Origin of the sequence: Micromonospora sp. NPDC047730, assembly GCF_043204765.1 — a bacterium.
Lineage (GTDB): Bacteria > Actinomycetota > Actinomycetes > Mycobacteriales > Micromonosporaceae > Micromonospora.
The window spans coordinates 53,959-76,653 of sequence record NZ_JBIDCU010000023.1; the positions used below are offsets into that span (position 1 = coordinate 53,959).

General features: G+C 72.0%; 22 protein-coding genes and 3 pseudogenes. 16 read left to right on the forward strand and 9 right to left on the reverse strand.

The window, feature by feature from the left end; all coding sequences use genetic code 11:
• Positions 1–83: 83 nt before the first annotated feature.
• The 6 genes and pseudogenes from ACGF5G_RS32000 to ACGF5G_RS32025 all read right to left on the reverse strand — a co-directional run.
• Positions 84–299: pseudogene (locus ACGF5G_RS32000) on the reverse strand (disulfide bond formation protein DsbA); the annotation flags it as partial.
• 129 nt (positions 300–428) lie between these two features.
• Positions 429–1,895, reverse strand: a complete 1,467-nt coding sequence (locus ACGF5G_RS32005; protein WP_393269763.1) for an NAD(P)/FAD-dependent oxidoreductase — start codon at positions 1,893–1,895, stop codon at positions 429–431.
• Complete coding sequence (locus ACGF5G_RS32010; protein WP_393269765.1) at positions 1,892–2,152, reverse strand: (2Fe-2S)-binding protein; 261 nt, start codon at positions 2,150–2,152, stop codon at positions 1,892–1,894. The genes ACGF5G_RS32005 and ACGF5G_RS32010 overlap by 4 nt, the downstream gene beginning before the upstream one ends.
• Positions 2,153–2,195: 43 nt before the next feature.
• Complete coding sequence (locus ACGF5G_RS32015) at positions 2,196–3,383, reverse strand: NAD(P)/FAD-dependent oxidoreductase (protein WP_393269768.1); 1,188 nt, start codon at positions 3,381–3,383, stop codon at positions 2,196–2,198.
• Entirely contained in the window at positions 3,380–4,300 is a 921-nt protein-coding gene (locus ACGF5G_RS32020; protein WP_393269770.1) for a dihydrodipicolinate synthase family protein, read from the reverse strand. Before ACGF5G_RS32020 ends, ACGF5G_RS32015 begins: the two co-directional genes overlap by 4 nt.
• A gap of 73 nt (positions 4,301–4,373) precedes the next feature.
• Positions 4,374–4,910 (reverse strand): helix-turn-helix domain-containing protein, encoded by a 537-nt coding sequence (locus ACGF5G_RS32025; protein WP_393269772.1) that lies wholly within the window; start codon positions 4,908–4,910, stop codon positions 4,374–4,376.
• 301 nt (positions 4,911–5,211) lie between these two features.
• Here ACGF5G_RS32025 and ACGF5G_RS32030 point away from each other — a divergent pair, with 301 nt between their 5' ends.
• The 12 genes and pseudogenes from ACGF5G_RS32030 to ACGF5G_RS32085 all read left to right on the forward strand — a co-directional run bounded on the left by ACGF5G_RS32030 (position 5,212) and on the right by ACGF5G_RS32085 (position 17,241).
• Positions 5,212–6,819, forward strand: a complete 1,608-nt coding sequence (locus ACGF5G_RS32030) for an ABC transporter substrate-binding protein (protein ID WP_393269773.1) — start codon at positions 5,212–5,214, stop codon at positions 6,817–6,819.
• A gap of 7 nt (positions 6,820–6,826) precedes the next feature.
• Positions 6,827–7,915 (forward strand): ABC transporter permease, encoded by a 1,089-nt coding sequence (locus ACGF5G_RS32035; protein ID WP_393269775.1) that lies wholly within the window; start codon positions 6,827–6,829, stop codon positions 7,913–7,915.
• Positions 7,912–8,829: an ABC transporter permease gene (locus ACGF5G_RS32040; RefSeq protein ID WP_393269777.1), complete on the forward strand. Its 918-nt coding sequence runs from the start codon at positions 7,912–7,914 to the stop codon at positions 8,827–8,829. Before ACGF5G_RS32035 ends, ACGF5G_RS32040 begins: the two co-directional genes overlap by 4 nt.
• A 2-nt stretch (positions 8,830–8,831) precedes the next feature.
• Entirely contained in the window at positions 8,832–9,809 is a 978-nt protein-coding gene (locus ACGF5G_RS32045; protein WP_393269779.1) for an ABC transporter ATP-binding protein, read from the forward strand.
• On the forward strand, positions 9,806–10,789 hold the full coding sequence (locus tag ACGF5G_RS32050; protein ID WP_393269782.1) for an ABC transporter ATP-binding protein: 984 nt from the start codon (positions 9,806–9,808) through the stop codon (positions 10,787–10,789). Before ACGF5G_RS32045 ends, ACGF5G_RS32050 begins: the two co-directional genes overlap by 4 nt.
• Before the next feature lie 10 nt (positions 10,790–10,799).
• The gene (locus ACGF5G_RS32055; RefSeq protein ID WP_393269784.1) at positions 10,800–12,038 is read left to right on the forward strand and encodes an amidohydrolase family protein; all 1,239 of its coding nucleotides are present in this window, start codon (positions 10,800–10,802) and stop codon (positions 12,036–12,038) included.
• Positions 12,035–13,681 (forward strand): DUF885 domain-containing protein, encoded by a 1,647-nt coding sequence (locus tag ACGF5G_RS32060; protein ID WP_393269787.1) that lies wholly within the window; start codon positions 12,035–12,037, stop codon positions 13,679–13,681. The genes ACGF5G_RS32055 and ACGF5G_RS32060 overlap by 4 nt, the downstream gene beginning before the upstream one ends.
• A 45-nt stretch (positions 13,682–13,726) precedes the next feature.
• Positions 13,727–14,104: a nuclear transport factor 2 family protein gene (locus ACGF5G_RS32065; RefSeq protein ID WP_393269791.1), complete on the forward strand. Its 378-nt coding sequence runs from the start codon at positions 13,727–13,729 to the stop codon at positions 14,102–14,104.
• Positions 14,101–14,427, forward strand: coding sequence for a TIGR04076 family protein (locus ACGF5G_RS32070; RefSeq protein ID WP_091105867.1), 327 nt, complete (start codon positions 14,101–14,103; stop codon positions 14,425–14,427). Before ACGF5G_RS32065 ends, ACGF5G_RS32070 begins: the two co-directional genes overlap by 4 nt.
• Entirely contained in the window at positions 14,424–15,434 is a 1,011-nt protein-coding gene (locus ACGF5G_RS32075; RefSeq protein ID WP_393269794.1) for an LLM class flavin-dependent oxidoreductase, read from the forward strand. Before ACGF5G_RS32070 ends, ACGF5G_RS32075 begins: the two co-directional genes overlap by 4 nt.
• A gap of 146 nt (positions 15,435–15,580) precedes the next feature.
• Entirely contained in the window at positions 15,581–15,901 is a 321-nt protein-coding gene (locus ACGF5G_RS32080) for a hypothetical protein (protein ID WP_393269797.1), read from the forward strand.
• Between the two features lie 111 nt (positions 15,902–16,012).
• Positions 16,013–17,241, forward strand: a pseudogene (locus ACGF5G_RS32085) (IS701 family transposase).
• A 90-nt stretch (positions 17,242–17,331) separates the two neighbouring features.
• On the opposite strand, the gene ACGF5G_RS32090 reads toward ACGF5G_RS32085, so the two are convergent.
• Together ACGF5G_RS32090 and ACGF5G_RS32095 are read right to left on the reverse strand one after the other, a co-directional pair.
• Positions 17,332–17,964 carry a DUF3060 domain-containing protein gene (locus tag ACGF5G_RS32090; RefSeq protein WP_393269800.1) on the reverse strand — a complete coding sequence of 211 codons (633 nt, stop codon included), beginning with the start codon at positions 17,962–17,964 and terminating at the stop codon, positions 17,332–17,334.
• A 202-nt stretch (positions 17,965–18,166) separates the two neighbouring features.
• Positions 18,167–18,517, reverse strand: coding sequence for a hypothetical protein (locus ACGF5G_RS32095; protein WP_393269803.1), 351 nt, complete (start codon positions 18,515–18,517; stop codon positions 18,167–18,169).
• Positions 18,518–18,583: 66 nt separating this feature from the next.
• Here ACGF5G_RS32095 and ACGF5G_RS32100 point away from each other — a divergent pair, with 66 nt between their 5' ends.
• From ACGF5G_RS32100 to ACGF5G_RS32115, 4 genes and pseudogenes are all read left to right on the forward strand, one after another.
• On the forward strand, positions 18,584–19,408 hold the full coding sequence (locus tag ACGF5G_RS32100) for a transposase family protein (RefSeq protein ID WP_393269804.1): 825 nt from the start codon (positions 18,584–18,586) through the stop codon (positions 19,406–19,408).
• 139 nt (positions 19,409–19,547) lie between these two features.
• The gene (locus ACGF5G_RS32105; protein WP_393269807.1) at positions 19,548–19,967 is read left to right on the forward strand and encodes a DUF6194 family protein; all 420 of its coding nucleotides are present in this window, start codon (positions 19,548–19,550) and stop codon (positions 19,965–19,967) included.
• A 90-nt stretch (positions 19,968–20,057) separates the two neighbouring features.
• Entirely contained in the window at positions 20,058–20,684 is a 627-nt protein-coding gene (locus tag ACGF5G_RS32110; RefSeq protein WP_393269810.1) for a hypothetical protein, read from the forward strand.
• A gap of 233 nt (positions 20,685–20,917) precedes the next feature.
• Positions 20,918–22,024, forward strand: a pseudogene (locus tag ACGF5G_RS32115) (N-acetylglucosamine kinase).
• Between the two features lie 340 nt (positions 22,025–22,364).
• On the opposite strand, the gene ACGF5G_RS32120 reads toward ACGF5G_RS32115, so the two are convergent.
• Entirely contained in the window at positions 22,365–22,601 is a 237-nt protein-coding gene (locus tag ACGF5G_RS32120) for an NADAR domain-containing protein (protein WP_393269816.1), read from the reverse strand.
• Positions 22,602–22,695: the final 94 nt, after the last annotated feature.

A 22,695-nucleotide genomic window follows, 5' to 3' on the forward strand; every position in this document is an offset into this window, starting at 1 on the left:
AGCGCCGCACCGGAACGCATGCACCAGAGCCCCCTCCACGACAAGTAGATCTCTGCCGGCTTGACCGGCGACGGGTGGAGCTACAGCACCTCGTTACCATGCTTCTGCTCGGCGGCGATCGCCACCCGCACCGGGCCCATGCCGGGCCTGAGCCACTCCCGGTACCACTCCTGCAACCCGTCACGGCCATCGTTGAGCACGGACAGGCTCATAACGTGGAAGCGCACGGTCACCGGGCGGACCCGTTCCACCTCCAGCAGCCAGCGGGAGGCGTTCCAGGCCCACGGGCAGCGCGGCACATGTCAGCGGTCGTCATGGCGAAAGCTCCAGCCCTTCAGCGGTCACGGGAAGCGTCCCCGCGGGCCTGACGGCCCGATCGGCCCGATGGCGGGGCCGATCTGCGTCGCGTCGACTGGGCCGATCCTCGGTCAGTCCGCGGCGGACGGTTCGTCGCCGACCGCGAGGGCACGCAGCGGGACGGGCTTGACCGGCGCCTGAGCGGTGAACGCGCCGACCTGTTCCGGCCCCCGGCCGGTCAGCGTGGAGATGAGCTGGCAGAGGCCCGGCTGGCAGGACCGCCCCTGGCACAGGCCCATCCCGGCGCGGGTCACCAGCTTCACGGCGTTCGCGGTGCCGAGGTGCGGATTGGCCCGCAGCGCGCGGCGCACGTCGCCGGCCCGCACCTCCTCGCACCGGCAGAGCACGGTGTCGTCGGTGACCAGGCTGCCCAGGGCCGCCCGGTCCGGCGCGAACCGGTCGAGCACCTGCGTGACGAAGCGTCGCCGGCGGCGCAGCTCCCGGCGGATCGGGCGGGCCAGCGTGACGGCCCGGTGCTCGTCGAGCAGCTCCAGGCCGCGCAGCACGCCGAGGGCGGCGAGCCGGCCCTCGACCTCCGCCTGCTCGGCACCCGCGACGCCGGTCAGCTCGCCGGCCACCGCGATCTGAGGCACCGAGGTCCGCAGCCACTCGTCGTGCCGGACCACCCAGCCGCCTGCGGGGGAATTCCAGGTCACCGCGCAACCGGCCTGCCGGGCCAGCTCGACGGAGGGGACGAAGCCGTACCCCAGCGCCAGCACGTCGCAGGGAACGTCCCGGTCGGTCCCGGGCACCGGCAGCCCCGTGGGGCCGACCTCGGCGAGGGTCACCGTGGTCAGGTCCGGGTCGCCGGCGGCACGGCGGACCACCGTGCCGAACCGGACGGGCACGCCCGCCCGGCGTAGGACGCGCAGCGCGTCGACACCCTCGGCGAGCTTGCCTCCCGCGCCCGCCACGGCGGCCAGCCCGGCCGGTCCGGGCAGGAGGTCGCGGCGGCGCTGGATCAGCGCGACCTCGACCACCTGGGCGCCGGCCCGAACCAGTTGGGCGGCCACGACCAGCAGCAGCGGGTGGCCCCCGGCCAGGACGAACCGGCCGCCCGGCAGCAGGCCCTGTGCCTTGACGAACGTCTGCACACCGCCCGCCGTGAGCACTCCCGGCAGGGTCCAGCCCGGAAACGGCACCGGCAGGTCGTACGCGCCGGCGGTGAGCAGCACCGCCCGGGGTTCGAGCAGGCGGACCCCGGCCGGACCGTGCGTGGCGACCCGGTAGCGGCCCGGCGGGGGCTGGTCGCCGGCGTACCCGTCGAGGCCGGCCCGGGTGCCGAGGACGCCCCACACCGTGGTGTCGGCGAGCCACCGGACGCCGGGAGCGGCGGTGGCCTCGGCCAGGAGCGCCCGACCCGCGGAGGACGATCCGGCCGGCGGGGTGAACCCGGCCGGCGGTTGGCGGTAGATCTGCCCGCCCGGCTGCTCCTGCTCGTCGACGACGGTGACGGCGGCGCCGTGCCGGCCGAGGGTGGCGGCGGCGGCCAGCCCGGCTGGGCCGGCGCCGACCACCACCACGTCGGGCGCGCTCACCGGGGCACCGCCGTGCGGACCCGCATGCCGGCCCGCACCCGGATCAGGCAGGAACGCTGGCAGGGCACGTCGTCCACCGTCACGACGCACTCGAAGCAGATCCCCATGTTGCAGTAGGGCGCCCGGCGGGCACCGCCGCGCGTGGTGCCGACGGACCGCTCACCGGCGGCGAGCAGCGCGGTGGCCAGCGACTCGCCCGGGTGGGCGGGAACGGTCCGCCCGTCCACCTCGATGGTGACCGGCGCGGGTCGGCCCATCGGGGTGCGCCTCGGCGCGTCCGGGGGGTTCGACGGGCGGTGTTCAGACAAAGTTCAGCGCTCCGAAGCGGGAGGGTGAGTAGTCCTCGATCGACCGGTCGGTCTCGCCGGTCACGACCATGCCGGCGAGGAGCCGGGCGTAGGTGAGGCCGAGGGTGAAGGCCGAGCCGCCGGTGGCGACGAACAGTCCGGGCCGGCGCGGGACCGCGCCGAGCAGCGGCAGGTGGTCCGGGGTGAGCGTGGTCATGCCCGTCCACGTCCGGATCACCGGCAGGTCGAACACCGCCGGGACCACCCGGGCGGCGTCGGCGTTGCCGACCAGCGACTCGTACCGCAGCTCCGGGTTGGTCTCCAGGTCGACCTGTCCGGCCCGGCTGACCAGCTTGGCCGGCCATCCGCCACCGATCAGCACGTTGCCGTCCTCGGTCTGCTTCATCGACAGCCGCCGGCCGACGTGCTGGATCAGGTGCGGCAGGAACGGCCGGCTGCGGGCGGTGGCGCTCATCGTCAGCCCGACCGGGAAGACCGGCAGCCGGACGTCGGCCATCGAGGCCAGCTCGGCGGTCCAGACCCCGGCGGCGAGCACCACCGTGTCGGCCAGGTGGGTCTCCCCGGCGGTGTCCCCGGGCCCGGTCCCGGTGCGCAGTTCCCAGTGCGGGCCGCGCCGGTGCAGCCCGGTGACCCGGCAGCCGGTACGCAGCACGGCGCCGTACCGGCCGGCGGCCCGGGCCAGCGCCGGGGTGACCAGCCGGGGGTTGGCCTTGCCCTCGCCGGGCACGTGACCGGCGGCGAGCACGGTGTCCGCCAGGTACGGCGCGAACCGGCGCAGCTCCGGGCCGGAGAGCACGGCGACGTCGAGGCCGTACTCGCGTTCCAGGGCGGCCTTCCGGTCCAGCACGGCGATCTCCGCCGGGGTCTCGGCGAGCATCAGCCCGCCGGTGCGGGACACTCCGCACCGCTCACCGAGCTCGTCCTCGACGGTGGCCCAGGCCCGCATGGCGTCCAGGTGCAGCGGGAGCGCGCGGGCCGCCGCGCGGGCCGCGTCGTCGCCGTGCTCGACCATCCGGAACTCCAGCTGGAAGTGCAGGCTGCCCGCGTTCTGCCCGGAGGCGTGCCGGTTGACCTGGTCCTTCTCGACGAGCAGGACCCGGTTGCCGGCGCGGGCCAGGTGCCAGGCGGTCGCGCAGCCGAGCAGACCGCCGCCGATGACCGCCGTGTCGTACGAAGTCATGGGAGCAGGTCGAGCTGGGTCATGGTGGCCCGGACGCGGTCCTGTTCGGCGGGGGTCAGCGGGAGCAGCGGCGCGCGGACGTGACCGGCCGGTACGCCGCGCAGGGTGAGCGCGTACTTCATGATCGCCTGCGCGTTGCCGAACCGGGCGCCGTAGTCCGGCCCGAACCAGTCCTCCATGATCACCCGGTCGCGGGCGCCGAGGACCCGGGCCCGGTCGAGGTCACCGGCGCGCAGGGCGCGGAAGAAGTCGGGGTGGTCGGCGCCGAGCACGGCGCCGGCTCCCATCAGCCCGTCGCCACCGATCGTGGTCATCAGCTCGATGCCGACCTCGTTGGTGGGGATGCCAAAGTAGCGCACGCGGTGGCGCAGGGCGACGAGGCTGCGGACGAATCCGCCGAAATCCGGGGTGGAGTTCTTGACCGCCACCACGGTGTCCAGCCCGCTCAGCTCCGACAGGAGGTCGGCGTCCAGGTCGACGCCGGTGCCACGGGGCCAGTTGTAGACGCAGAGCGGCAGGTCGACCGCCTCGGAGACGGTCCGGTAGAAGGCCACGATCTCCGACCGGGTGGGCACCACGTACGGCGGCGGGGTGAGCAGAATGCCGTGCAGGCCGGCGTCCCGGGCGGCCTCGGCGTGCCGGATCGCCTCCGCCGGCGTGTACGCGTTGCAGCCGCCGAGCACCGTGAGGCGGTCGCCGACCCGTTCGACGGCCGTCCGGAACAGTGCGGCGCGTTCCTGTTCGGTGAGGCTGAACCACTCGCCCGTGGTGCCCCCGACGATGATCCCGTGCAGCCGCTCGGCGGCGAGCCAGTCCAGTTGGACGCGCCAGGCGGCGAGGTCCAGCTCGCCGGTGGCGGTGAACGGGGTGGTGACGGCCGGCAGGTAGCCGAACCAGTCGACGCTGTCGCGGTCCACTGCGGGGTCCTTTCGACGGGCGGCGTCGTACCGCCCGCGTGCGCGACGCGGGCCGGGTGACGTGCCGGATGGGTCAGGGGGTAGGCGGGGTGACCGCGATGATGAGCCGGGCCCGCTGGTCGCTGGCGTTGCGGTAGAGGTGGGGCAGCCGGGAGTCGAAGGTGATCGCCTCGCCGGTACTCAGCACGTACTTCTCGCCACCGATCTCGGCGACGACCTCGCCGGTGACGGCGATCGCGCACTCGGTCGAGGGGTGCGCCCACGGCTCGCCGGAGCTGGCGTCGCCGGGCGCCAGCTCGGCTTCGAGCACCTCCAGGTCGCCCCGCCCCGGGGTGAGGCGGTCGTAGGCGATCTGCCCGGGGGGAGCGGCGAGCCGGGTCCGCGAGCCGGGCCGGCTGATGTGCACCAGCGGCGCGTCCGGCTCGGAGAACAGCGCCGCGATGGAGGTGTCGAAGACCTTGGCGAGCTTACGCAGGGTGGCCAGGCTGGGGTCTGTGGCGCCGTTCTCGATCTGGCTGAGCAGGGCGGGCGAGACGTCGGCCGCGGCCGCGAGCTGGCGCAGCGTGAGGGAGTGCTGCTGGCGCAGGTCGCGGAGCTGGTCACCGAGCATGCGTCTTTCCCCGTTCCAAAACAGTGTGGCTAGAAATGTTTGACGCAACTATACGCCCCTGTCTAGCATGGTCAAACACAAGGCGAACGTGTTTGGCGTAACTAGACAAGCGACGTCGGGGCACGAACCGGACAGGAGTCCCGCCCGGATACATCCAACCTCATGACGGTCTACGGGCGAAGCCCCCGCGAGCCGCCATCGGTTGGCACCGGCCCCCGACCTCGGCGTCACCGGCGACGTCGGCGCGACAACCCCCAGAGCCCGTCCCGCGCGGGCCGGCCCATACGAAGGTAGGAACAGCATGTCGGTGTCCCCTCGCCGGCTCCGCGTCGGAGCAATCGCTCTGGCGGCGCTGGTCATAGCCTCCAGCACCGCGTGCAGCGCGGGCGGCAGCGGAGGAAACGGTAACGGTGGTTCGGCCAAGACCCTCACCGTCAACACCTCGTTCGTCCTCAAGACGCTCGACCCCGGCCGGATCTACGAGGCGACCGGCCTCACCGCCGTGCACTCCCTCTACGACACCCTGCTGACCTTCAAGGGCTCGGACGTCAGCAAGCCCGTCCCGGCGCTGGCCGAGTCGTACGAGGCCTCCGCCGACGCGAAGACCTTCACCTTCAAGCTCCGCGAGGGGGTGAAGTTCTCCGACGGCAGCCCGCTGACCGCCGACGACGTGGTCTTCTCCCTCAACCGGCTGAAGAACGTCAAGGCCAGCCCGGCGGTCATGGTCAGCGGCCTCACGGTCGCCAAGACCGACGAGCGGACCGTGGTGGTCACCTCGGCGACCGCCGACCCGAACATCCCCGTGGTCCTCGCGATGCCCTCGACCGGCGTGGTCAACTCCAAGGTCGCCAAGGAGAACGGCGCGACGGACGCCGCGGACGCCGCGAAGACCGACACCGCCCAGCAGTACCTCGACAAGAACTCCATCGGCAGCGGCCCGTACGTGCTGAAGTCGTACGACCCGTCGGCGCAGGTGGTGCTGGAGGCCAACCCCAACTACTGGGGCACCAAGCCAGAGTTCGGCCGGGTCGTGCTGCGCAACATGGACGTGCAGACCCAGAAGCTGACCATGCAGCGGGCCGGCGGCTCCGAGATCGCGCTGGACATCTCCGGCAAGCTGCTGGAGGGGCTGCCGGACACGCTGAAGACCTCCGCCATGCAGGACACCGTCTACTTCCTCTTCCTCAACGCCGACCCGGCCGTCTCCGGGGTCACCTCGAACGCGAAGTTCAACCAGGCGCTGCGGGCCTCCATCGACTACCAGGGCATCGCCGGGCTGTACGGCAAGGGCGCCGCCCCCGGCGCCGGGCTGGTGGCCCCGGCCTACCCGGGCGCGCTGCCCGCCGGCGAGGAGTCGAAGCGTGACGTGGCGAAGGCCAAGGCGTTGCTCGCCGAGGCGGGGCTGACCAACCCCACCGTCAAGTTCAACTACCCGGCCATCACGTACAAGGGCGTCGACCTGGGCACGGTGGCGACCAAGGTGCAGGGCGACGCCGCCGAGGCCGGCATCAAGCTGGAGCTGACCCCGCAGCCGCTGACCACGTTCCTCGACGAGATGCGTACGGGCAAGATGGCGCTCGGGTTCACCCCGCAGAGCCTCAACTACCCGGTCGCCGACTCGCTGATCAACAACATGTCCCCCGGCCAGGCCACCGCGCTGCGCTCGGGCTGGACGGTGGAGCGGGCCGACCCGACCGTCGTGGCCGCCGGCAAGAAGGTCACCGAGACCCTCGACCTGGCCGCCCGGGCCACCGCCATGCAGGAGTGGCAGCGGGCGATGAACGCCGCCTCGCCGTACGTCGTCCTGGCCAACAACTCCTCCACCGTCGTGGCGAGCGGCGACCTGACCGGCACCGACTACACCGCCGCGGGCTGGCAGGTCGACCTGGCCGCCGTCGGCCGGGAGTAACCATCTCATGACGACGACAGTCGACGACGCCGAGCCGGGCGCGGTCACCACGACCGCGTCCCGGCCTCGGCCGCACCGGTCCCTGCTGGTGTTCCTGGCCAAGCGGGTGGCGATCACGGCAGGCCTGCTGCTGGGCGTCACGATCGTGACGTTCGGCCTGGTCACCGTGGTGCCCGGCGACCCGGTCACGGCCAACCTCTCCGACCAGGCGCTCAACGACCCCGCGACGGTGGCCGCGTTCCGCGAGAAGTGGGGCCTGGACCAGCCGCTGTACGTGCAGTACCTCCAGTACCTGGGCAACCTGCTGACGGGCGACCTCGGCATCTCCCAGCAGACCGGCCGCACCGTGACCGACGACCTGTTGCAGTACGTGCCGGCGACCATGGAACTGGCCATCCCCACCATGGTGCTGGCGCTACTGATCGGCACCGGGATCGGCATGCTCGCCGCCGTGCGCAACGGCCGGATCACCGACCAGCTGATCCGCGTCGGCGCGCTGCTCGGCCTGTCCACCCCGCCGTTCTGGCTGTCGCTCGTCGTGCTCTACGTGTTCTTCTACCAGCTCGGCCTGGCACCCAGCGGCGGCCGGCTCTCCACCGACTTCAGCCCGCCGCCGACGGTGACCGGGATGTACACCGTCGACGCCGCCCTCGCCGGTCAGTGGGACGTCGCCTGGGACGCCGCCCAGCACCTGATCCTGCCGGTGCTCGTGCTGACCAGCCTGACCGTGGCGATGCTGGTCCGGTTCGTCCGCTCGTCCATGCTGGAGGTGCTCCAGCAGGACTACATCCGGGCCGCGTACGCCAAGGGCCTGCCCGCCCGGGTGGTGTTCCGCCGGCACCTGTTGCGGGCCGGGCTGGTCCCGGTGATCACCGTCTCCGGTCTGGCCTTCGCCTCGCTGCTCTCCGGCACGGTGCTGGTGGAGAACATCTTCGGCTGGCCAGGCCTCGGCCAGTACGCGTACCGCAGCGCGACGGCGCTGGACCTGCCCGCGATCCTCGGCGTCAGCCTGTTCGTGGCGCTGGTCTACACGCTGGTCAACCTCGCCGTCGACCTGCTGTACGGGCTCATCGACCCGAGGATCCGGCTGTCATGACCACACTCGCGCCCGACCCCATAGCGCCCGAGCCGAAGGCGACCGACGCGCTGGCTCGGCGCCGGTTCCTGGGCCGGCTACGCGGTCGCTCCACCGGGCGGCCTATCTGGCGGCAGCCGATCGCCGTGGCGGCCCTGGTCATCCTCGGCGGGTGGCTGCTGATGGCGCTGTTCGCCCCGGTCGTCGCGCCGTACGACCCGTTGGCACAGAGCCCGGACGCGTATGCCCCGCCGTCGGGAACGCACTGGTTCGGCACCGACGCCCTCGGCCGGGACGTGTTCAGCCGGGTGATCCACGGCTCCCGCCTGTCGATCCCGCTCGCGCTCGCCATCGTCTCGCTCGCCCTGCTGATCGGCGGTCTGCTCGGCCTGGTCGCCGGCTACGTGGGACGGTTCGTCGACGAGGCGCTGATGCGCCTGACGGACCTGGTCTTCGCGTTCCCGCAGATCATCCTGGCGATGGCGGTGACCGCCGCGTTCGGGCCCAGCACCCGCAACGCCGTCCTCGCGCTGGTCATCGTCTCCTGGCCGGTCTACGCCCGGGTCATCCGCAGCGCCGTGCTGACCATGCGCGGCGAGGACTACCTCAGCGCCGCCCGGCTGCTCGGCGTCGGACCGCTGCGCGCGCTGCGCCGCGACGTCCTGCCCAACAGCGTGGGTCCGGCGATCGTGCTGGCCACCCTGGAGCTCGGCAACGCCGTGCTGCTGCTGTCCGCGCTGTCCTTCCTCGGCCTCGGCCCCCGCCCGCCGGCCGCCGAGTGGGGCTCGATGGTGGCGCTCGGCTCGCAGGACCTCTCCATGTGGTGGGTCAGCGTCTTCCCCGGCCTGGCCATCCTCACCGTGGTGATGGCCTTCAACGTGCTCGGCGACGCGCTGCGCGACCGGATCGACCCCCGCTACGCGAAGGGACGTTGAGAATGCGACCGCTGCTCGAAGTCGACTCCCTGGCCGTCACCCTGCCCGGCCCCACGGGGCCGCTGCCGATCCTGCACGACGTGTCGTTCACCGTCGGTGAGGGCGAGATGGTCGGTATCGCGGGGGAGAGCGGGTGCGGCAAGAGCCTCACCGCGCAGACCCTGCTCGGTCTGCTGCCCGCCGGCGCCAAGGTCACCGGGTCGGCCCGGTTCGCCGGGACCGAACTGCTCAGCCTGGACACCAGGCGCTGGCAGAAGGTGCGTGGCGCCGGCATCGCGATGGTCTTCCAGGACCCCACCGCGGCGCTGCACCCGATGCTCACGGTGGGCCGGCAACTGACCGAACACATGCAGGTCCACCTGGGCCTGGACCGGCGGGCGGCGGACCGGCGGGCGGTGGAACTGCTCGACCAGGTCCGCATCCCCGACCCGCAGCGGGCGGTGCGGGCGTACCCGCACCAGTTCTCCGGCGGCATGCGGCAGCGGGCGGCCATCGCGATCGCCCTCGCCGCCCGCCCCCGGCTGCTGATCGCCGACGAGCCGACCACCGCGCTCGACGTGACGGTGCAGGCCGGCATCCTCGCGCTGCTGGACCAGTTGCGCGCCGAGACCGGGCTGGCCGTCGCCTTCATCACCCACGACCTCGGGGTGCTCAGCGCGCTCACCACCCGCGGGTACGTCTTCTACGCCGGGCGCGTGGTGGAGACCGGCCCCACCGGAGCGCTGCTCACCGCGCCGCGCCACCCGTACACGGCCGCGCTGCTCGGCGCCCGCCCGCACGGCACCCAGGCCGTCGGCACGCTGCGTCCCATCCCGGGCGGGCCGCCGACGCCGGGGCAGACGCCGCCCGGATGTCCGTTCCAACCCCGGTGCGGGTACGCCGAGCCGTCCTGCGGCACCGCGCCTCCCCCGCTGTCCCCCGCCGGCACCGACCGGTCGGTGGCCTGCGTGGTCCGTCCGCACCTGGAGGTGGCGGCATGAACGAGCCGGTCGGGTCGGGCAACCTGCTCGAGATCAGCGACGTCGAGGTGGAGTACAAGCCGCGCGGCCGGGGGCCAGTCCGGGCCGTGGCCGGGGTGAGCCTGGAGGTGGCGCCCGGCCAGATCGTCGGCCTGGTCGGCGAGTCCGGCTGCGGCAAGTCGTCGCTGGCCCGGGTGGCGGTCGGGCTGGCCGCGCCGAGCGCCGGGACGATCCGGTTCGCCGGCCGCCCGATCACCCCGCTCGGCTGGCGGCGCCGGCCGGTGCCGGAGGTCGGGCTCCAGATGGTCTTCCAGAATCCGTACGCGTCGCTGAACCCCCGGCGCACCATCGGCGCCCAGCTCCTCGACGGGGTGCCGGACACGGTGACCGGCGCCGCCCGCCGGGCGAGGGTCGCCGACCTGCTGGACCGGGTCGGCATGCCGGCCGGGGCCGCAGAGCGGTACCCGCACCAGTTCTCCGGCGGCCAGCGGCAGCGGCTCGCCATCGCCCGGGCGCTGGCGCCGGAACCCCGGATGATCATCGCGGACGAGCCGGTCACCGCGCTGGACGCGTCGTCGCAGGCGCAGGTGGTCAACCTCCTCGTCGGGCTGGTCCGGGACCTGGACATGGGCATGCTGTTCATCTCGCACGACCTCTCCCTGGTGCACGAGATCGCCGACGTCACGGCGGTGATGTACCTGGGCCGGATCGTCGAGACCGCGCCCACCCGTCAGTTGTGGTCCTCGCCCCGGCACCCGTACAGCCGGGCGTTGATCGACGCGGTGCCGCAGATCGCACCCTCCCCGCAGCTGCCCAGGACGCTCGCCGGAGAGGTGCCCGACCCGGCACACGCGCCGGTCGGGTGCCGCTTCCGGCCGCGTTGCCCGCACGCCTTCCGGCCGTGCGGCGAGCAGCCGCCCACGCTCGACCTCGGCGGCCGCACCGCCGCCTGCTGGCTCAACGACCCCACGGTGGCGCAGACCACCGTGCCCGCCGCGTAGAGGACACCGCATGCACATCCCCACCGAACAGGTCCTGGTCAACCTCGCGCTCTACGACGGCGTCCGGGACGACGTCCAGCGCGACAGCGGCATCTGGATCGGCGCCGACGGCACGATCCGCGCGGTCGGGCCGGTCGACGACGTCCTCACCGAGGCGGGCGGCGCCCGGGTGGTCGACCTGCACGGCGACCACGTCATGCCGGGCCTGACCAACATGCACGTGCACCTCTCGCTCGGCCTGCCCGGCCACTTCGGCGACGAGGTGCACCGGTCGAACCTCGCCGAGCTGGTGCTGCTGATGGCCGACTCGGCGCGCCGGACCCTGCACTCCGGCGTCACCACCGCCCGGCTCGTCGGCGAGAGCCGGTACGCCGACTTCGCCCTGCGCAAGGGGATCGAACGCGGCGCGGTGGACGGCCCGCGGATCTTCACCGCCGGGCACGCCCTCTGCTGCACCGGGGGGCACGGCTGGGAGGCCGACGCGCTGGAGGCCGACGGGGCGGACGGGTTCCGCCGGCTCACCCGGCAGCAGATCCGGGCCGGCGCCGACCTGATCAAGGTGTGCATCTCCGGTGGGATCGCCGGCGAGTTCGAGTCGATCGACACCCCCCAACTGCTCGACGACGAGCTGGCGGCGGTGATCCGGGTGGCGCACGACTGGGGGCGCAAGGTCACCGCGCACGCCGGCCCGGCCGAGTCGGTGCGCCGCGCCGTGGAACTCGGGCTGGACTGCGTCGAGCACGGCTACGAGCTGACCGACGAGGTGACCCGGCTGATGGCCGAACGGGACGTCTGGTACGTCCCGACCATCGTGGTCAGCCGCTGCGAGCAGTTCTTCCGCGACTCCGGCGTGCCGGGCTGGCTGATGGACCGCGCCCTGGCCGCCGGGCCCCGGCACTGGGAGAGCCTCCAGCACGCCATCCGCAACGGGGTGCCGATCGCGCTGGGCAGCGACATGCCGCCGCACGCCGGCTACGACGAGACGACCGCGACCGTGCGTGAGCTGGAGTTCATGGTGGACGCCGGGATGCCCGTCGCCGACGCCCTGAAGTCCGCCACCATCCGCCCCGCGCAGTGGCTGGGCCAGGCCGACACGCTCGGCAGCGTCGAGGTGGGCAAGCACGCCGACCTGCTGGTCCTGCGCGACGATCCCACCCGCTCGGTGTCCGCGCTGCGCACCCTGCACACGGTGCTCAAGGGTGGCGTCTCCTACCGCGATGACCACGGCCGACTCGGCGTCGCCCGATGACGACGATCACCGAGGTCGCCGACCGGTACCTCGACGCGCTCGCCGGGCTGGACCCGGAGGCCGCCGAGGCGGCGGGTCGTACCCCCGACTCGCACTTCGTGGACCTCTCCCCCGACGGCTTCGCCGCCCGCGCGGAGCTGGCCCGCGGCACCGCCACGGCGGCGGACGGCGCCGGTGTCGACGGCACGGCCCAGCGGGCCCTCGCCGGCGCGCTGATCGACCGGCTGGCCAGCGAGGTCGACCTCTACGACGCGGGCTTCACCACCCGGCTGCTCGCCCCGCTGGCGACGCCGGTGCACCTGGTCCGGCAGGTCTTCGACAACCTGCCCCGCAACACCGCGCAGGACTGGGCGGTCGTCGCCGCGCACCTGCGCCGGGTGCCCACGGCCCTCGGCCAGTACGCCGAGACGCTGCGCTGGTCGGCCCGGCGGGGGCACCTGGTCGCCCGCCGGCAGGTGCTGGCGGTCGCCGACCAGTGCACCGCCTGGGTCACCTCCGACGACTTCTACGGCCAGCTGGTGGCCGGGTGTCCGGACGGGCCACTGGCCGGGGAACTGGCCGCCGGGGCCCGCTCGGCCGCCGCCACGACGGCGGACTTCGCCGCGTTCCTGCGTGCCGAGCTGGCGCCACGGGCCACCGACGTCGACGGCGTCGGCCGCGACCTGTACGCCGTCACCGCGCGCAGCTTCCTCGGCGCGACCGTCGACCTGGACGAGCTGTACGCGTACGGCTGGGAGGAGCTGGCCCGCACCGCCGCCGAGCAGCGCGCGGTCGCCGCCGAGCTCGGGTACCCGGACGTGGCGGGCGCACGGGCCGGGCTGGACGCCGACCCCGCCGGTCGGGTGCCGGTCGGGCCCGACCTGGAGGAGTGGCTGCGGGAGCGCACCGAGCGGCTCACCGACGCCCTGGACGGCCCGCACTTCGACATCCCGGCCGCCACCCGCCGGGTGGTGTGCCGGATCAGCCCCGCCGCCTCCGGGGTCATGTACTACACCCCGCCCGACGCCGGGTTGACGCGCCCGGGCGGGATCTGGTGGTCGACGCCCCCCGGCGAGTCGACGGTGCCGGTGTGGCGGCACGTCGGGACGCTCTGCCACGAGGGGCTGCCCGGGCACCACCTCCAGCACGCGATCACCCTCACCACCGTCGACCTGCACCCGTGGCAGCGGTCGCTGTGCCAGGTGCACGGGTACGCCGAGGGCTGGGCGCACTACGCCGAACGCCTCGCCGACGAGCTCGGCCTCTACGCCGGTCCCGCCGAGCGGCTCGGGATGCTCGACGGGCAGATGTGGCGCGCCGCCCGGGTGGTCATCGACCTCGGCCTGCACCTGGACGTACCGATCCCGGCCGGGACCGGCTTCACCGACGCGCGCCGGTGGACCCCCGAGCTGGCCGTGGACTTCCTGGTCCGCGTCGCCGGGCTGGACCCGGCGACCGCGCGGTTCGAGGTCGACCGGTACCTCGGCTGGCCGGCGCAGGCGTTGGCCTTCAAGGCCGGGGCGCGGCTCTGGCAGCAGGCCCGCCGGGAGGTCGAACGGCGCGAGGGCGCCGGGTTCGACCGCAAGCGGTTCCACCAGCGGGCCCTGCGGCTCGGGCCGATGGGGCTCGATCCGCTGCGCGCCCGCCTCGCCGAGCTCTCCTGATCCACCCCCGACACCCCCGTCCGCCCCGACCGGAAGCGAGCCCCGATGACCGTTGACGATCTCACCGCCGCCATCACCGACATGTACCGGTCGTTGGGCGACCGGGCGGCGTTCGACGCCCGGCTGCACCCCGAACTGACGATCTGGGAGTCCGACGCACCCGACCTGCTGGACGGTCTGGCCGCCCTGGACGACCTGCGGGACCGTCGGGCGGCGGCCCGGGGCCCGGCCGCGCCCCCGGCCTCGGTCGCCCCTGAGCAGTTCCGGGTCGAGGCGTGGGAGGACACGGGCCTGGCCCGCTACGTCCTGCGGGCCCGGTACGCGACCGGGCAGCCGGACGACTGTTTCCGGGTGACGGACGTGCTGCGCCGCGACGAGCGGGGCTGGCGGATCGTGCACCACCACGCTGAGGCCCTCCGTTGAGCGCCGAGGAACCGGTCACCGACCTGTACGACCTGCGGGTGGTGGTGGAACGGATCGAGGGCCGCTCCGTCTGCGGCCTCCAGCCGGGCGACCACATCGACCTGACCGAGTCGAGCCGGCTCACCATCCCCACCGGCCGGCACTTCTGCCTCTACGCCCTCGCGGCGTGCCTGCCGCTGCTGCCGGCCAAGCAACGTCCGTTGCCGCCGGAGGACTGGCTGGCCCGGGACTGCCACGTGGCCTGCCCGGATCCGGACGAGCGGGTCATCCTGCGGATCGAGCGGACCGCCCGGCGACAGATCCCGACTGGAGAACTCACGTGAGCACCGACGAAGGACACCGGCTGGTCGGCATCGGACTCCAGTCCGACAAGAGCGCCGACGAGTACGCCGCGCTGGCCGAGCTCGCCGAAGGGCACGGCTTCGACGTGCTGTCGGTCTTCGGTGACCTGATGTACCAGCCGCCGTTCTTCCCGCTGCTGGTGGCCGCGCGGCACACCCGACGGATCCGGCTCGGGTCGGCCTGCCTCAACCCGTTCACCATGCACCCGGTGGAGATCGCCGGGCAGGTCGCGGCGCTGGACCTGGCGTCGAACGGGCGGGCCTACCTCGGGCTGGCCCGGGGCACCTGGCTGGATCAGATCGCGGTGCCGCAGGCCCGGCCGCTGCGGCGGATCACCGAAACCGTCGACGTGGTCCGGCTGCTGTTGTCCCGCGACGCCGGGGGCTTCCAGGGCCGGGAGTTCACCGTGGCGCCCGGTACCGCCCTGCGCTACGCCCCGGTCCGCGCCGACGTGCCCGTCCTGGTGGGGACGTGGGGTCAGCAGACCGCCCGGACGGCCGCCGCGTTCGCCTCGGAGATCAAGGTTGGCGGTTCGGCCAACCCGGCGATGGCCAAGACGATGCGGGCCTGGCTGGACGACGCCGCGCCCGCCGGTCGGGCCGGTGACCAGGTCGGCGTGGTGCTCGGTGCCGTGACCGTGGTGGACGAGGACGGCGCGCTGGCCCGTCGGGTGGCCCGTACGGAGGTAGCCATGTACCTCGCCGTGGTCGCCGCCCTCGACCCGAACGTCGACATCGATCCGGAGCTGCTGTCGCGGATCCAGCAGCACGTCGCCCGCCAGGAACACGACCTCGCCGGCGCGCTGATCGGCGGGGACCTGCTCGACCTGTTCGCCTTCTCCGGCACCCCGGAACACGTCGCGGCGCAGGCCACGGCGGTGTTCGATGCCGGGGCCACCCGGGTGGAGTTCGGCACCCCGCACGGTCTGACCCCGGCGGGCGGTGTCGACCTGCTCGGCCGCCGGGTGCTGCCGCTGCTGCGGGGGTGACGCCGTGGCGGGGGTGGGCATCCACCGGCCCGCCCCGCCACGAGCTTCTCCGTTCCCCCGCCAGCGCGATGGGACGGGACCACGGTCTGCCGCCGTCGACTGTGTGACGTGTCAGCCATTCACCGCTGTTGACAAAATGTTGCGTAATGGCCGCCGCACGCGCTGTCGCACCGCCGGTTTCCGATGCAGCGACGCCGACCGAAGGGGACAATTCCGTGAAGCGGGACCTGTGGGGCTCGAACATCCGGTTCGGCTGTCTGAAGTGCGTTCTGTGTGAGCTCGAGCCCTGCGCGGCCGTCATGCTCGTGGCCATGAGCACGTCGTTGCTGTACGTGCTGCTTCGCCAGGTCCTGCAGATGCTGACCCAGATCGCCTGCGACGGTGGGGTAGGCGGTAGTCGCACGAGCGGCGCGGCCTTAATACTCCAACGTCACTTGGCTTCGGCGTTGGGCGTAGCGCGGGTATGAGGACGGCCACCGCGTTGATCATCGATGGTTTGTGAGGACAACCGAAGATCGCGTGATGGCCGTGGGCCACAGCCTAGACCTTGACCGCTGGCGGTCGTCCTGGACGAGGCGGTGACGCGCGTCGCTGGCCGGTTCGTGCGGGCGGAGCCACGGCGGACTGCCGGGCAGTTCGTGGAAGGCCTGCTGTCGGGCGTGGAACGTAAGACCTGCTGGTCCCTGGCGGAGCGGGCTGGCCACTGTGATCCGCAGGCGATGCAGCGACTGCTGCGTACGGCGGTGTGGGACGCCGACGCCGTCCGCGACGACGTGCGGGACTGGCTGATCGAACAACTCGGCCACCCCGAGGCCGTCCTGGTCACCGACGAGACCGGCTTTCTCAAGAAAGGGGTGTGTGCTCGGTCGGGTGCAGCGGCAGTACACCGGCACCGCCGGACGGGTCGAGAACAGCCAGGTCGGGGTGTTCCTGGCCTACGTGACACCCGCGGGCCGGGCGCTGATCGACCGGCGGCTCTACCTGCCAGAGACGACCTGGTGCGATCGCCCCGACCGCCTCACCGCCGCCGGCGTCCCCGACCAGATCGGGTTCGCCACGAAACCGACCCTGGCCCGACAGATGATCGCCGCCGCATTGGACGCCGGCGTCCCGGCAGGGTGGGTGACCGGCGACGAGGTCTACGGCGCCGACCCCGGCCTACGCGCTTACCTGGAACACCGTGGGATCGGCTACGTCCTCGCGGTCGGCTGTGACCGACGCGTGCACGTCAACGACGGCCGCACCCTCATCCGCGTCGACGACCTCGCCGAGCGGATCCCCACCCGAGAATGGCAGCTGCACAGCTGCGGGCCGGGCGCGAAAGGCCACCGCGACTACCTGCGGGCCTGGATCACCACCGCCACCAGCCCTGGTGAGCATCGGTGGCTGCTCATCCGCCGCAACCGCACCACCGGCGAGCTGGCCTTCTACCTGTGCTGGTCACCCCGCCCAGTGCCACTACACACCCTCGTGCGAGTGGCCGGCTCCCGCTGGAGCATCGAGGAGTTGTTCCAAACCGGCAAGGGCCAGATCGGCCTGGACCACTACCAGGTCCGCAGCTGGACCGGCTGGCACCGGTTCATCACCCTGGCCATGCTCGCCCTGGCCGTCCTGACCATCCTCGCCGCCACCGCCCAGCAGTCCGGCCGACCCGAAGATCATTGCGTTGACCGTCGCCGAGATCCGCCGACTTCTCAACGCCTTCGTCCTCGCCGCATCGCTACCGCCAGCGCACACCCTGCACTGGTCAACCTGGCGCCGAACATCCCAAGCCCGAGCCCGCCGATCCCACTACCAGCGCAGATAGGCGAAGTGACGTTGGAGTACTAGGCATTGCGAATGCTCCAGGTGTCGGGCCCGGCCCCGGCATGCTCATCGTCCCGTCGAAGCCTGCACACTATCGGGTGTAGCGGTTTCCAGTACCGGTGTCCGCAGTCGGGGCCTGGGCTCCATCGGACCAGGTGATGGTGTTGTCGTTGCCGTGGACTTCGAGGGCGGTGATCGCGCCGGAGGCGATGACCGTGGAGCCACTGCCGTCGATAGTGAGCCGGTCGATGCTGTCGGTGTTGACAGTGGCCCTGCTGCCGTCGATGGTCGCCGTCTGCGTGCGCCGGTTCGTGACCTTCGCGTCGTCGGCGGTGACCGTGAGCGTGGCGATCTCATCGACGTTGACGCCCGATCCGCGACCGGTGATGGTGGCGGTGCCCCATTTCTCGCCGAGCAGCATGCTGTCCGTGCCGCGAATGGTTACCGTGGTCGCGGCTGCGATGTTGCCGGAGACGTTGTTCGCCTCGACGGTCACGGTCCCGCAGTTGCCTTCGATGACGGGCGTAGCGTCGTCGGCCTGGATCGTGATGTTCTCGCCGTCCTCGCAGCGGCCGCCCTGGGAGAGATCGCGCGGACCCGTGCCTGCCTGGGCATCGGCGGCCGATGCCGTCGATGCCGCAGGCGACGCCATGTCCCCTCCGCTGCCTGCGACGCTTGCGCACGCGGTGAGTGCGATCGTCCCGAGGAACAGTGTCCCCGCCACCGCAGCGGTCCTGAGCCGACTCACGAGCGTACGCACTCTCCGTCCCCCATCTGCAGATTCAGGAGCCCACGGCCTCGCGTTGCCTCCAGAGAAGCACCCCGGGCTCCTGAACGCTCGAGCTTATCAACGCCCTTCGAATGCTGTCCTCGGTCGTCCGAGCGCGCGACGAGAAGCTGTGGCGCTGGTTGGTCACGCTCAACCGTTACACGGCACCGAGCTCAGCAAGCCGCCTGACGCCTTCAACGATCTGGGACTCGGCGGCGGCACCGTAAGAGAACCGGATAAACGGTGCGGGCGGTTCGTCGACCAAGAAGTGGCGCCCGTCGCCCGCGAGCACCCCGGCCTGATAGGCCGTCGCGCAGAATTCCCGAGTATCAGCACCTTCGGGAAGGCACACCCAAAGGTGGATGCCGCCCTGGATGCGCAGGCTCGGCACCGTTGCGCTGATCGCGGACGTGAGGGCATCGCGCCTCGCGAGAGGCGTGGGCGAGATGTGATCGACACGGGCGTATCGGGTCAGGTCGGACGGTGCTCGATACAGGCGTGGAGCCATCGATAGACAGGTCTTTGCGACAAGATTCCGTCTTCGAGAGGGCTCCACGTGATTGCCTATCCTGCCATGGTCGACGTGCCCAGGGAACTGGTGCGCCACCTCGCCCGGCTGCTCGCGACCGAGCGCCGTGCCCGGGGCACCCGGCGCGGGACACGGGCCTTGACCTGCTTCTACCAGGCGTTGTTGGTGCTGGTCTGGTTCCGTAAGGCCGAGGACAAGACGCTGCTGGGTGCCGGGTTCGGCGTCTCTCGGGCCACCGCGTACCGGTACGTGTCCGAGGGCGTCGCGGTCCTCGCCGCGCAGGCACCCGATCTGCACGAGGCGTTGCAGCGGGTCGCCGACGACGGCTGGTCGTACGTGATCCTCGACGGCAAACTGTTCGACTGCGACCGCGTTGCGGAGACCACGCTCAGCGTCAAGGGCGACACCATCGACGCCTGGTATTCCGGAAAGCACCGCGACTTCGGCGCGAATATCCAAGCGATCATCCGCCCGGACGGGCTGCCGATATGGACCACCGACGCGATGCCGGGGCATCTGCACGACCTGACCTGCGCCCAACTGCAGGGCATCACGGCCGCACTGAACTGGGCCGCCGCCGAGCTTGACCTACCCGCCCTGGCCGACGCCGGCTACGACGGCGCAGGCCACGGCATCAAAACCCCGGTCAAGCAACCCACCAACGGCCGACGGCTCGCCGTGGGCAACCGCACCACCAACCGACTGCTACGCGGCCTGCGCTGGCAAGGCGAACGCGGCTTCGCCATCCTCCACGGACGCTGGAAAGCGTTACACCACACCACCAGCAGTCCCCGCGGAGCCGGCGACATCGTCGCCGCCGCTCTACACCTGACCCACTTCGAATACCGATACCCACCCGCAAGTCGCTGAGATCACCTCACTGTCGAGCACACGGATGTGGCGCTGCATTTCCCGACCGGCACCGACCCGACCATGCTCGCCGAGCGTATCCTCGCGTTGCCCGGCGCCGAGCAGCTCGTGGCGAGCGAGGAAAACGGATCGCCGGAGGGTGCCTGGGGCGACGGTTCTTCTTGTCGGCCCGGACCGCCGCCAGCCCTTCGCCACCATTGTCGAACATGATGTGCCGGGCTTCGACGAGGCCTCCCAGCTCGACCGCCCCGGCGTCTTCCGGCTCAACCTGGACCTGGGCCGAGCCGAGTTCGAGAGGCCTTTCGGCTTCCTGCCCAAGAAATTCGAGGAGCACCGTGACGAGTTCGACTTCGCCCGGCTGGACACGGTCGTGCCACACCCCGGCTACGCGCTCTACGGCTTCGGCAGCATGTCATGCCCGACCCGCAGATGCTGCCCGAGATCGACCGGCTGCTCACGATTGCCCACGCCCGAGCAGTCGAACGCCACGAGCGCGCATCCCGGCGGGCGGCCGACCAGCAGGGCGCGTTCGCCGACAGCGCGGATCTTGGCGGGCTGACGGTTGACGGTCTTCTGCCGGAATGACGTTGCTCCAACACGGCTTTTGTCGCACTCCGGCCATGGTGGCGTTGGTCGATACCCTGACCAGATGCGACCTTTCCGTGCGAGCCTCGGACCGCTGCTGCTACTTGCCCTCGCTGCCTGCTCGGGTCCCGACACGGCCGCAACCGCGCCTTCCTCGTCGCCGGCCGCGCCGCCCCGGCCCGGGCGGCCGGTGTCGAGCGCCAACCCGTACACCGCCGACGGCCCCGCCACGACCACGGATTACGGCACTCCTGGTACAGCGCACGCGAAGATCATGTATGAGCTGCAACAACAGGTACTGAACCAGGCCGGCTCGCCCGCGCACACGTCCGTGACCTGCAACAAGAAGTTCATCACCGGCAACGTGAAGGCGAGGTGCACGGTGAAGTTCGACGACCTCGCGGTGCCGATGGACGTGACCGTGTCGATCGCCGACCAGTACCTGACCTGGTCCGCCGTCGCCTCGGTCGGCGTGCTGTCCCGGACGAACGTGGGTTTTCTGTGGAACAGCGAAGCAGCCAACAACAACGCCCGGCCGGGCACCGCGATGTGCGACGCCGCGATGCCCGACCAGGCGGTGTTCCCCTTCGGCACGACGCCGTTCTACTGCTGGTACACCACAGAGTTGGGCACCGTGGTGGAAAAGCAGGTGTCGGTCGACCGGCGGAGCATCACCTTCGAGAAGGCCTGACCGAGCCATGAGGAGACTTCGCACGCCGCCGAGGGCGGAGTCGCTCCGCCGGGCACACTCTCGTTTTCGAGTACAGCCTCAGCCCATTGATGAACGCCCTTGAGGACATGCCAAAGATAAGAGGTGCCTGCGGCGTCCACAAGAGCGTCCAGAGTCTGGAGGCCCGGACCCGGTCCGGCCCTTGCCGGGCCAACCAGCATGAACGCGGCATCGATCTCAAGGAGTGGATGCGGATGTCCGACACCGTCGTGGTCGGTCTCGACGTCGGGGGTACGTCCACCCGGACGACCGCCCTGACCCTGGACGGACAGCGGCTGGGCACCGGCCGGGCGGGGTGGCGGCAACCCCACCAGCCACGGCGCCGAGCGGGCCGCCGGCGAACTCCTGGCCGACCTGCGGGAGGCGCTCGCCGACATCGACCCCGCCCGGGTACGGGCCGGCACGATCGGCCTGGCCGGGGCGGCCCGCCTGGTCGCCGATCCGGCCGGTCGGGACGCCTTCGACCGGGCCTGGCGCGACGCCAGCCTTTGCTGCCCCTACGTGGTGCACGGCGACGCCCTGGTCGCGTACGCCTCGGGCACCGCGAGCCCCGAAGGCACCGTGCTCATCGCCGGCACCGGGGCGATCGTCGCCAGCGTCTGCGAGATGCGGCTGGACCGTACCGCCGACGGTCACGGCTGGCTGCTCGGCGACGCCGGCTCCGGCTTCTGACTGGGCCGCAAGGCGGTCCGCCGGATGCTCGCCGACCTGGACCAGGGCCGCACGCCCGGCCCGCTGGCGACCGCCGTGCTCACCGAACTGCTCGGCTCCGCCGAGGTGGCGCCCCGCCCCCGGGACACCGTCGACGTGCTGGTCCAGGCGGTGACCCGGCAGCCCCCGTGGAACCGGCCCGGCTGGCGCCCCTGGTGGTCACCGCCGCCGCCGACGGCGAACCGGTCGCCGGCGACCTGTTCGACGAGGCCGCCGCGCTCCTGGCCCAGAGCACGGCGCGGGTCCGTCCGACCGGCGACACCACCCCGATCGTGCGCGGCGGCGGCCTGTTGACCGGCGCCACCCCGCTCGCCGCGGCGGTCCGGGCCGAGGTCGGCCGGCGGTGGCCGGACGCCCCGCTGTGCTCGGCCGGCGGCGGCGCCGCCACCGCGGCCTGGCTCGCCGCCCGCTGGTGGACCGGGGCGCAATGGGTGTGGTCGGTGCAAGCCGGCACCGACGCCGCCGGACTCGACCCCAGCTGCGGGGATGCCGTGGCCCTGCCGAACAGATTCACCGGCACCCGGTACCCCTACGTCTTCTACTGGTCCCGGCAGCAGCCAATGCGACTCATGCTCACCTGGTGGGGCTGACCGGCACTGCACGTCGGAGACGGTCCCGAGCCAGCCGGGCGCGTCCGGTACGTCATCGCCTCGCTCGCCGATGACGGCTGCGCCGATGCTGGTCAGGTACCGGACGACATGCCGGCTCAGGGATGCCCCTGAGCCGGCATGGGGGCTGACCCGCAGCCGAAATCCGCGTCGCAAGCCGATGGCGCGGCGCACTCGTCGTACTGCGACCAATGGCTGATCCCGCAACAACGTCCACGAAACCCACGCAACGCGCGGATCGCGGCATGTGCGTGCGTAGCCCAGTCCTGCCGGGTCTGGGGAGCGCCGACGTCAGCGGCCGATACGGGAACGTGCTCACCCTCTACCTGAGGAAGCCGGCTCGTTGAGCCACGATCTCTGACCGGACAAGCTCCAGGAGACGACCCAGCCAGTTGCGGCCTTTCGTATCTCCGCTCCAGTAGGCCGAGCTGATGTTGTAGTCGATGCGGCCGTCGCCGGTCCCAAGGAGCACGTCTGCGAGTTCTGGGTGTTGATTGAACTTGGCGCGCAGAACCGTGTGCATCGCGGTGAGACGAAGGTGGGGCCAGTCCTGCCTAATACTCCAACGTCACTTGCCTTCGGCGTTGGGCGTGGCGTGGGCATGAGGACGGCCACCGCGTTGATCATCGATGGTTTGTGAGGACAACCGAAGA

What these genes read in the sequence shown, in the direction of transcription:
- ACGF5G_RS32010 (WP_393269765.1), bottom strand. Translation starts at nt 2,152, where the DNA reads ATGGGCCGACCCGCGCCGGTCACCATCGAGGTGGACGGGCGGACCGTT.
- ACGF5G_RS32015 (WP_393269768.1), bottom strand. Translation starts at nt 3,383, where the DNA reads ATGACTTCGTACGACACGGCGGTCATCGGCGGCGGTCTGCTCGGCTGC.
- ACGF5G_RS32025 (WP_393269772.1), bottom strand. Translation starts at nt 4,910, where the DNA reads ATGCTCGGTGACCAGCTCCGCGACCTGCGCCAGCAGCACTCCCTCACG.
- ACGF5G_RS32030 (WP_393269773.1), top strand. Translation starts at nt 5,212, where the DNA reads ATGTCGGTGTCCCCTCGCCGGCTCCGCGTCGGAGCAATCGCTCTGGCG.
- ACGF5G_RS32035 (WP_393269775.1), top strand. Translation starts at nt 6,827, where the DNA reads ATGACGACGACAGTCGACGACGCCGAGCCGGGCGCGGTCACCACGACC.
- ACGF5G_RS32040 (WP_393269777.1), top strand. Translation starts at nt 7,912, where the DNA reads ATGACCACACTCGCGCCCGACCCCATAGCGCCCGAGCCGAAGGCGACC.
- ACGF5G_RS32045 (WP_393269779.1), top strand. Translation starts at nt 8,832, where the DNA reads ATGCGACCGCTGCTCGAAGTCGACTCCCTGGCCGTCACCCTGCCCGGC.
- ACGF5G_RS32050 (WP_393269782.1), top strand. Translation starts at nt 9,806, where the DNA reads ATGAACGAGCCGGTCGGGTCGGGCAACCTGCTCGAGATCAGCGACGTC.
- ACGF5G_RS32055 (WP_393269784.1), top strand. Translation starts at nt 10,800, where the DNA reads ATGCACATCCCCACCGAACAGGTCCTGGTCAACCTCGCGCTCTACGAC.
- ACGF5G_RS32060 (WP_393269787.1), top strand. Translation starts at nt 12,035, where the DNA reads ATGACGACGATCACCGAGGTCGCCGACCGGTACCTCGACGCGCTCGCC.
- ACGF5G_RS32065 (WP_393269791.1), top strand. Translation starts at nt 13,727, where the DNA reads ATGACCGTTGACGATCTCACCGCCGCCATCACCGACATGTACCGGTCG.
- ACGF5G_RS32080 (WP_393269797.1), top strand. Translation starts at nt 15,581, where the DNA reads ATGGCCGCCGCACGCGCTGTCGCACCGCCGGTTTCCGATGCAGCGACG.
- ACGF5G_RS32095 (WP_393269803.1), bottom strand. Translation starts at nt 18,517, where the DNA reads ATGGCTCCACGCCTGTATCGAGCACCGTCCGACCTGACCCGATACGCC.
- ACGF5G_RS32100 (WP_393269804.1), top strand. Translation starts at nt 18,584, where the DNA reads ATGGTCGACGTGCCCAGGGAACTGGTGCGCCACCTCGCCCGGCTGCTC.
- ACGF5G_RS32110 (WP_393269810.1), top strand. Translation starts at nt 20,058, where the DNA reads ATGCGACCTTTCCGTGCGAGCCTCGGACCGCTGCTGCTACTTGCCCTC.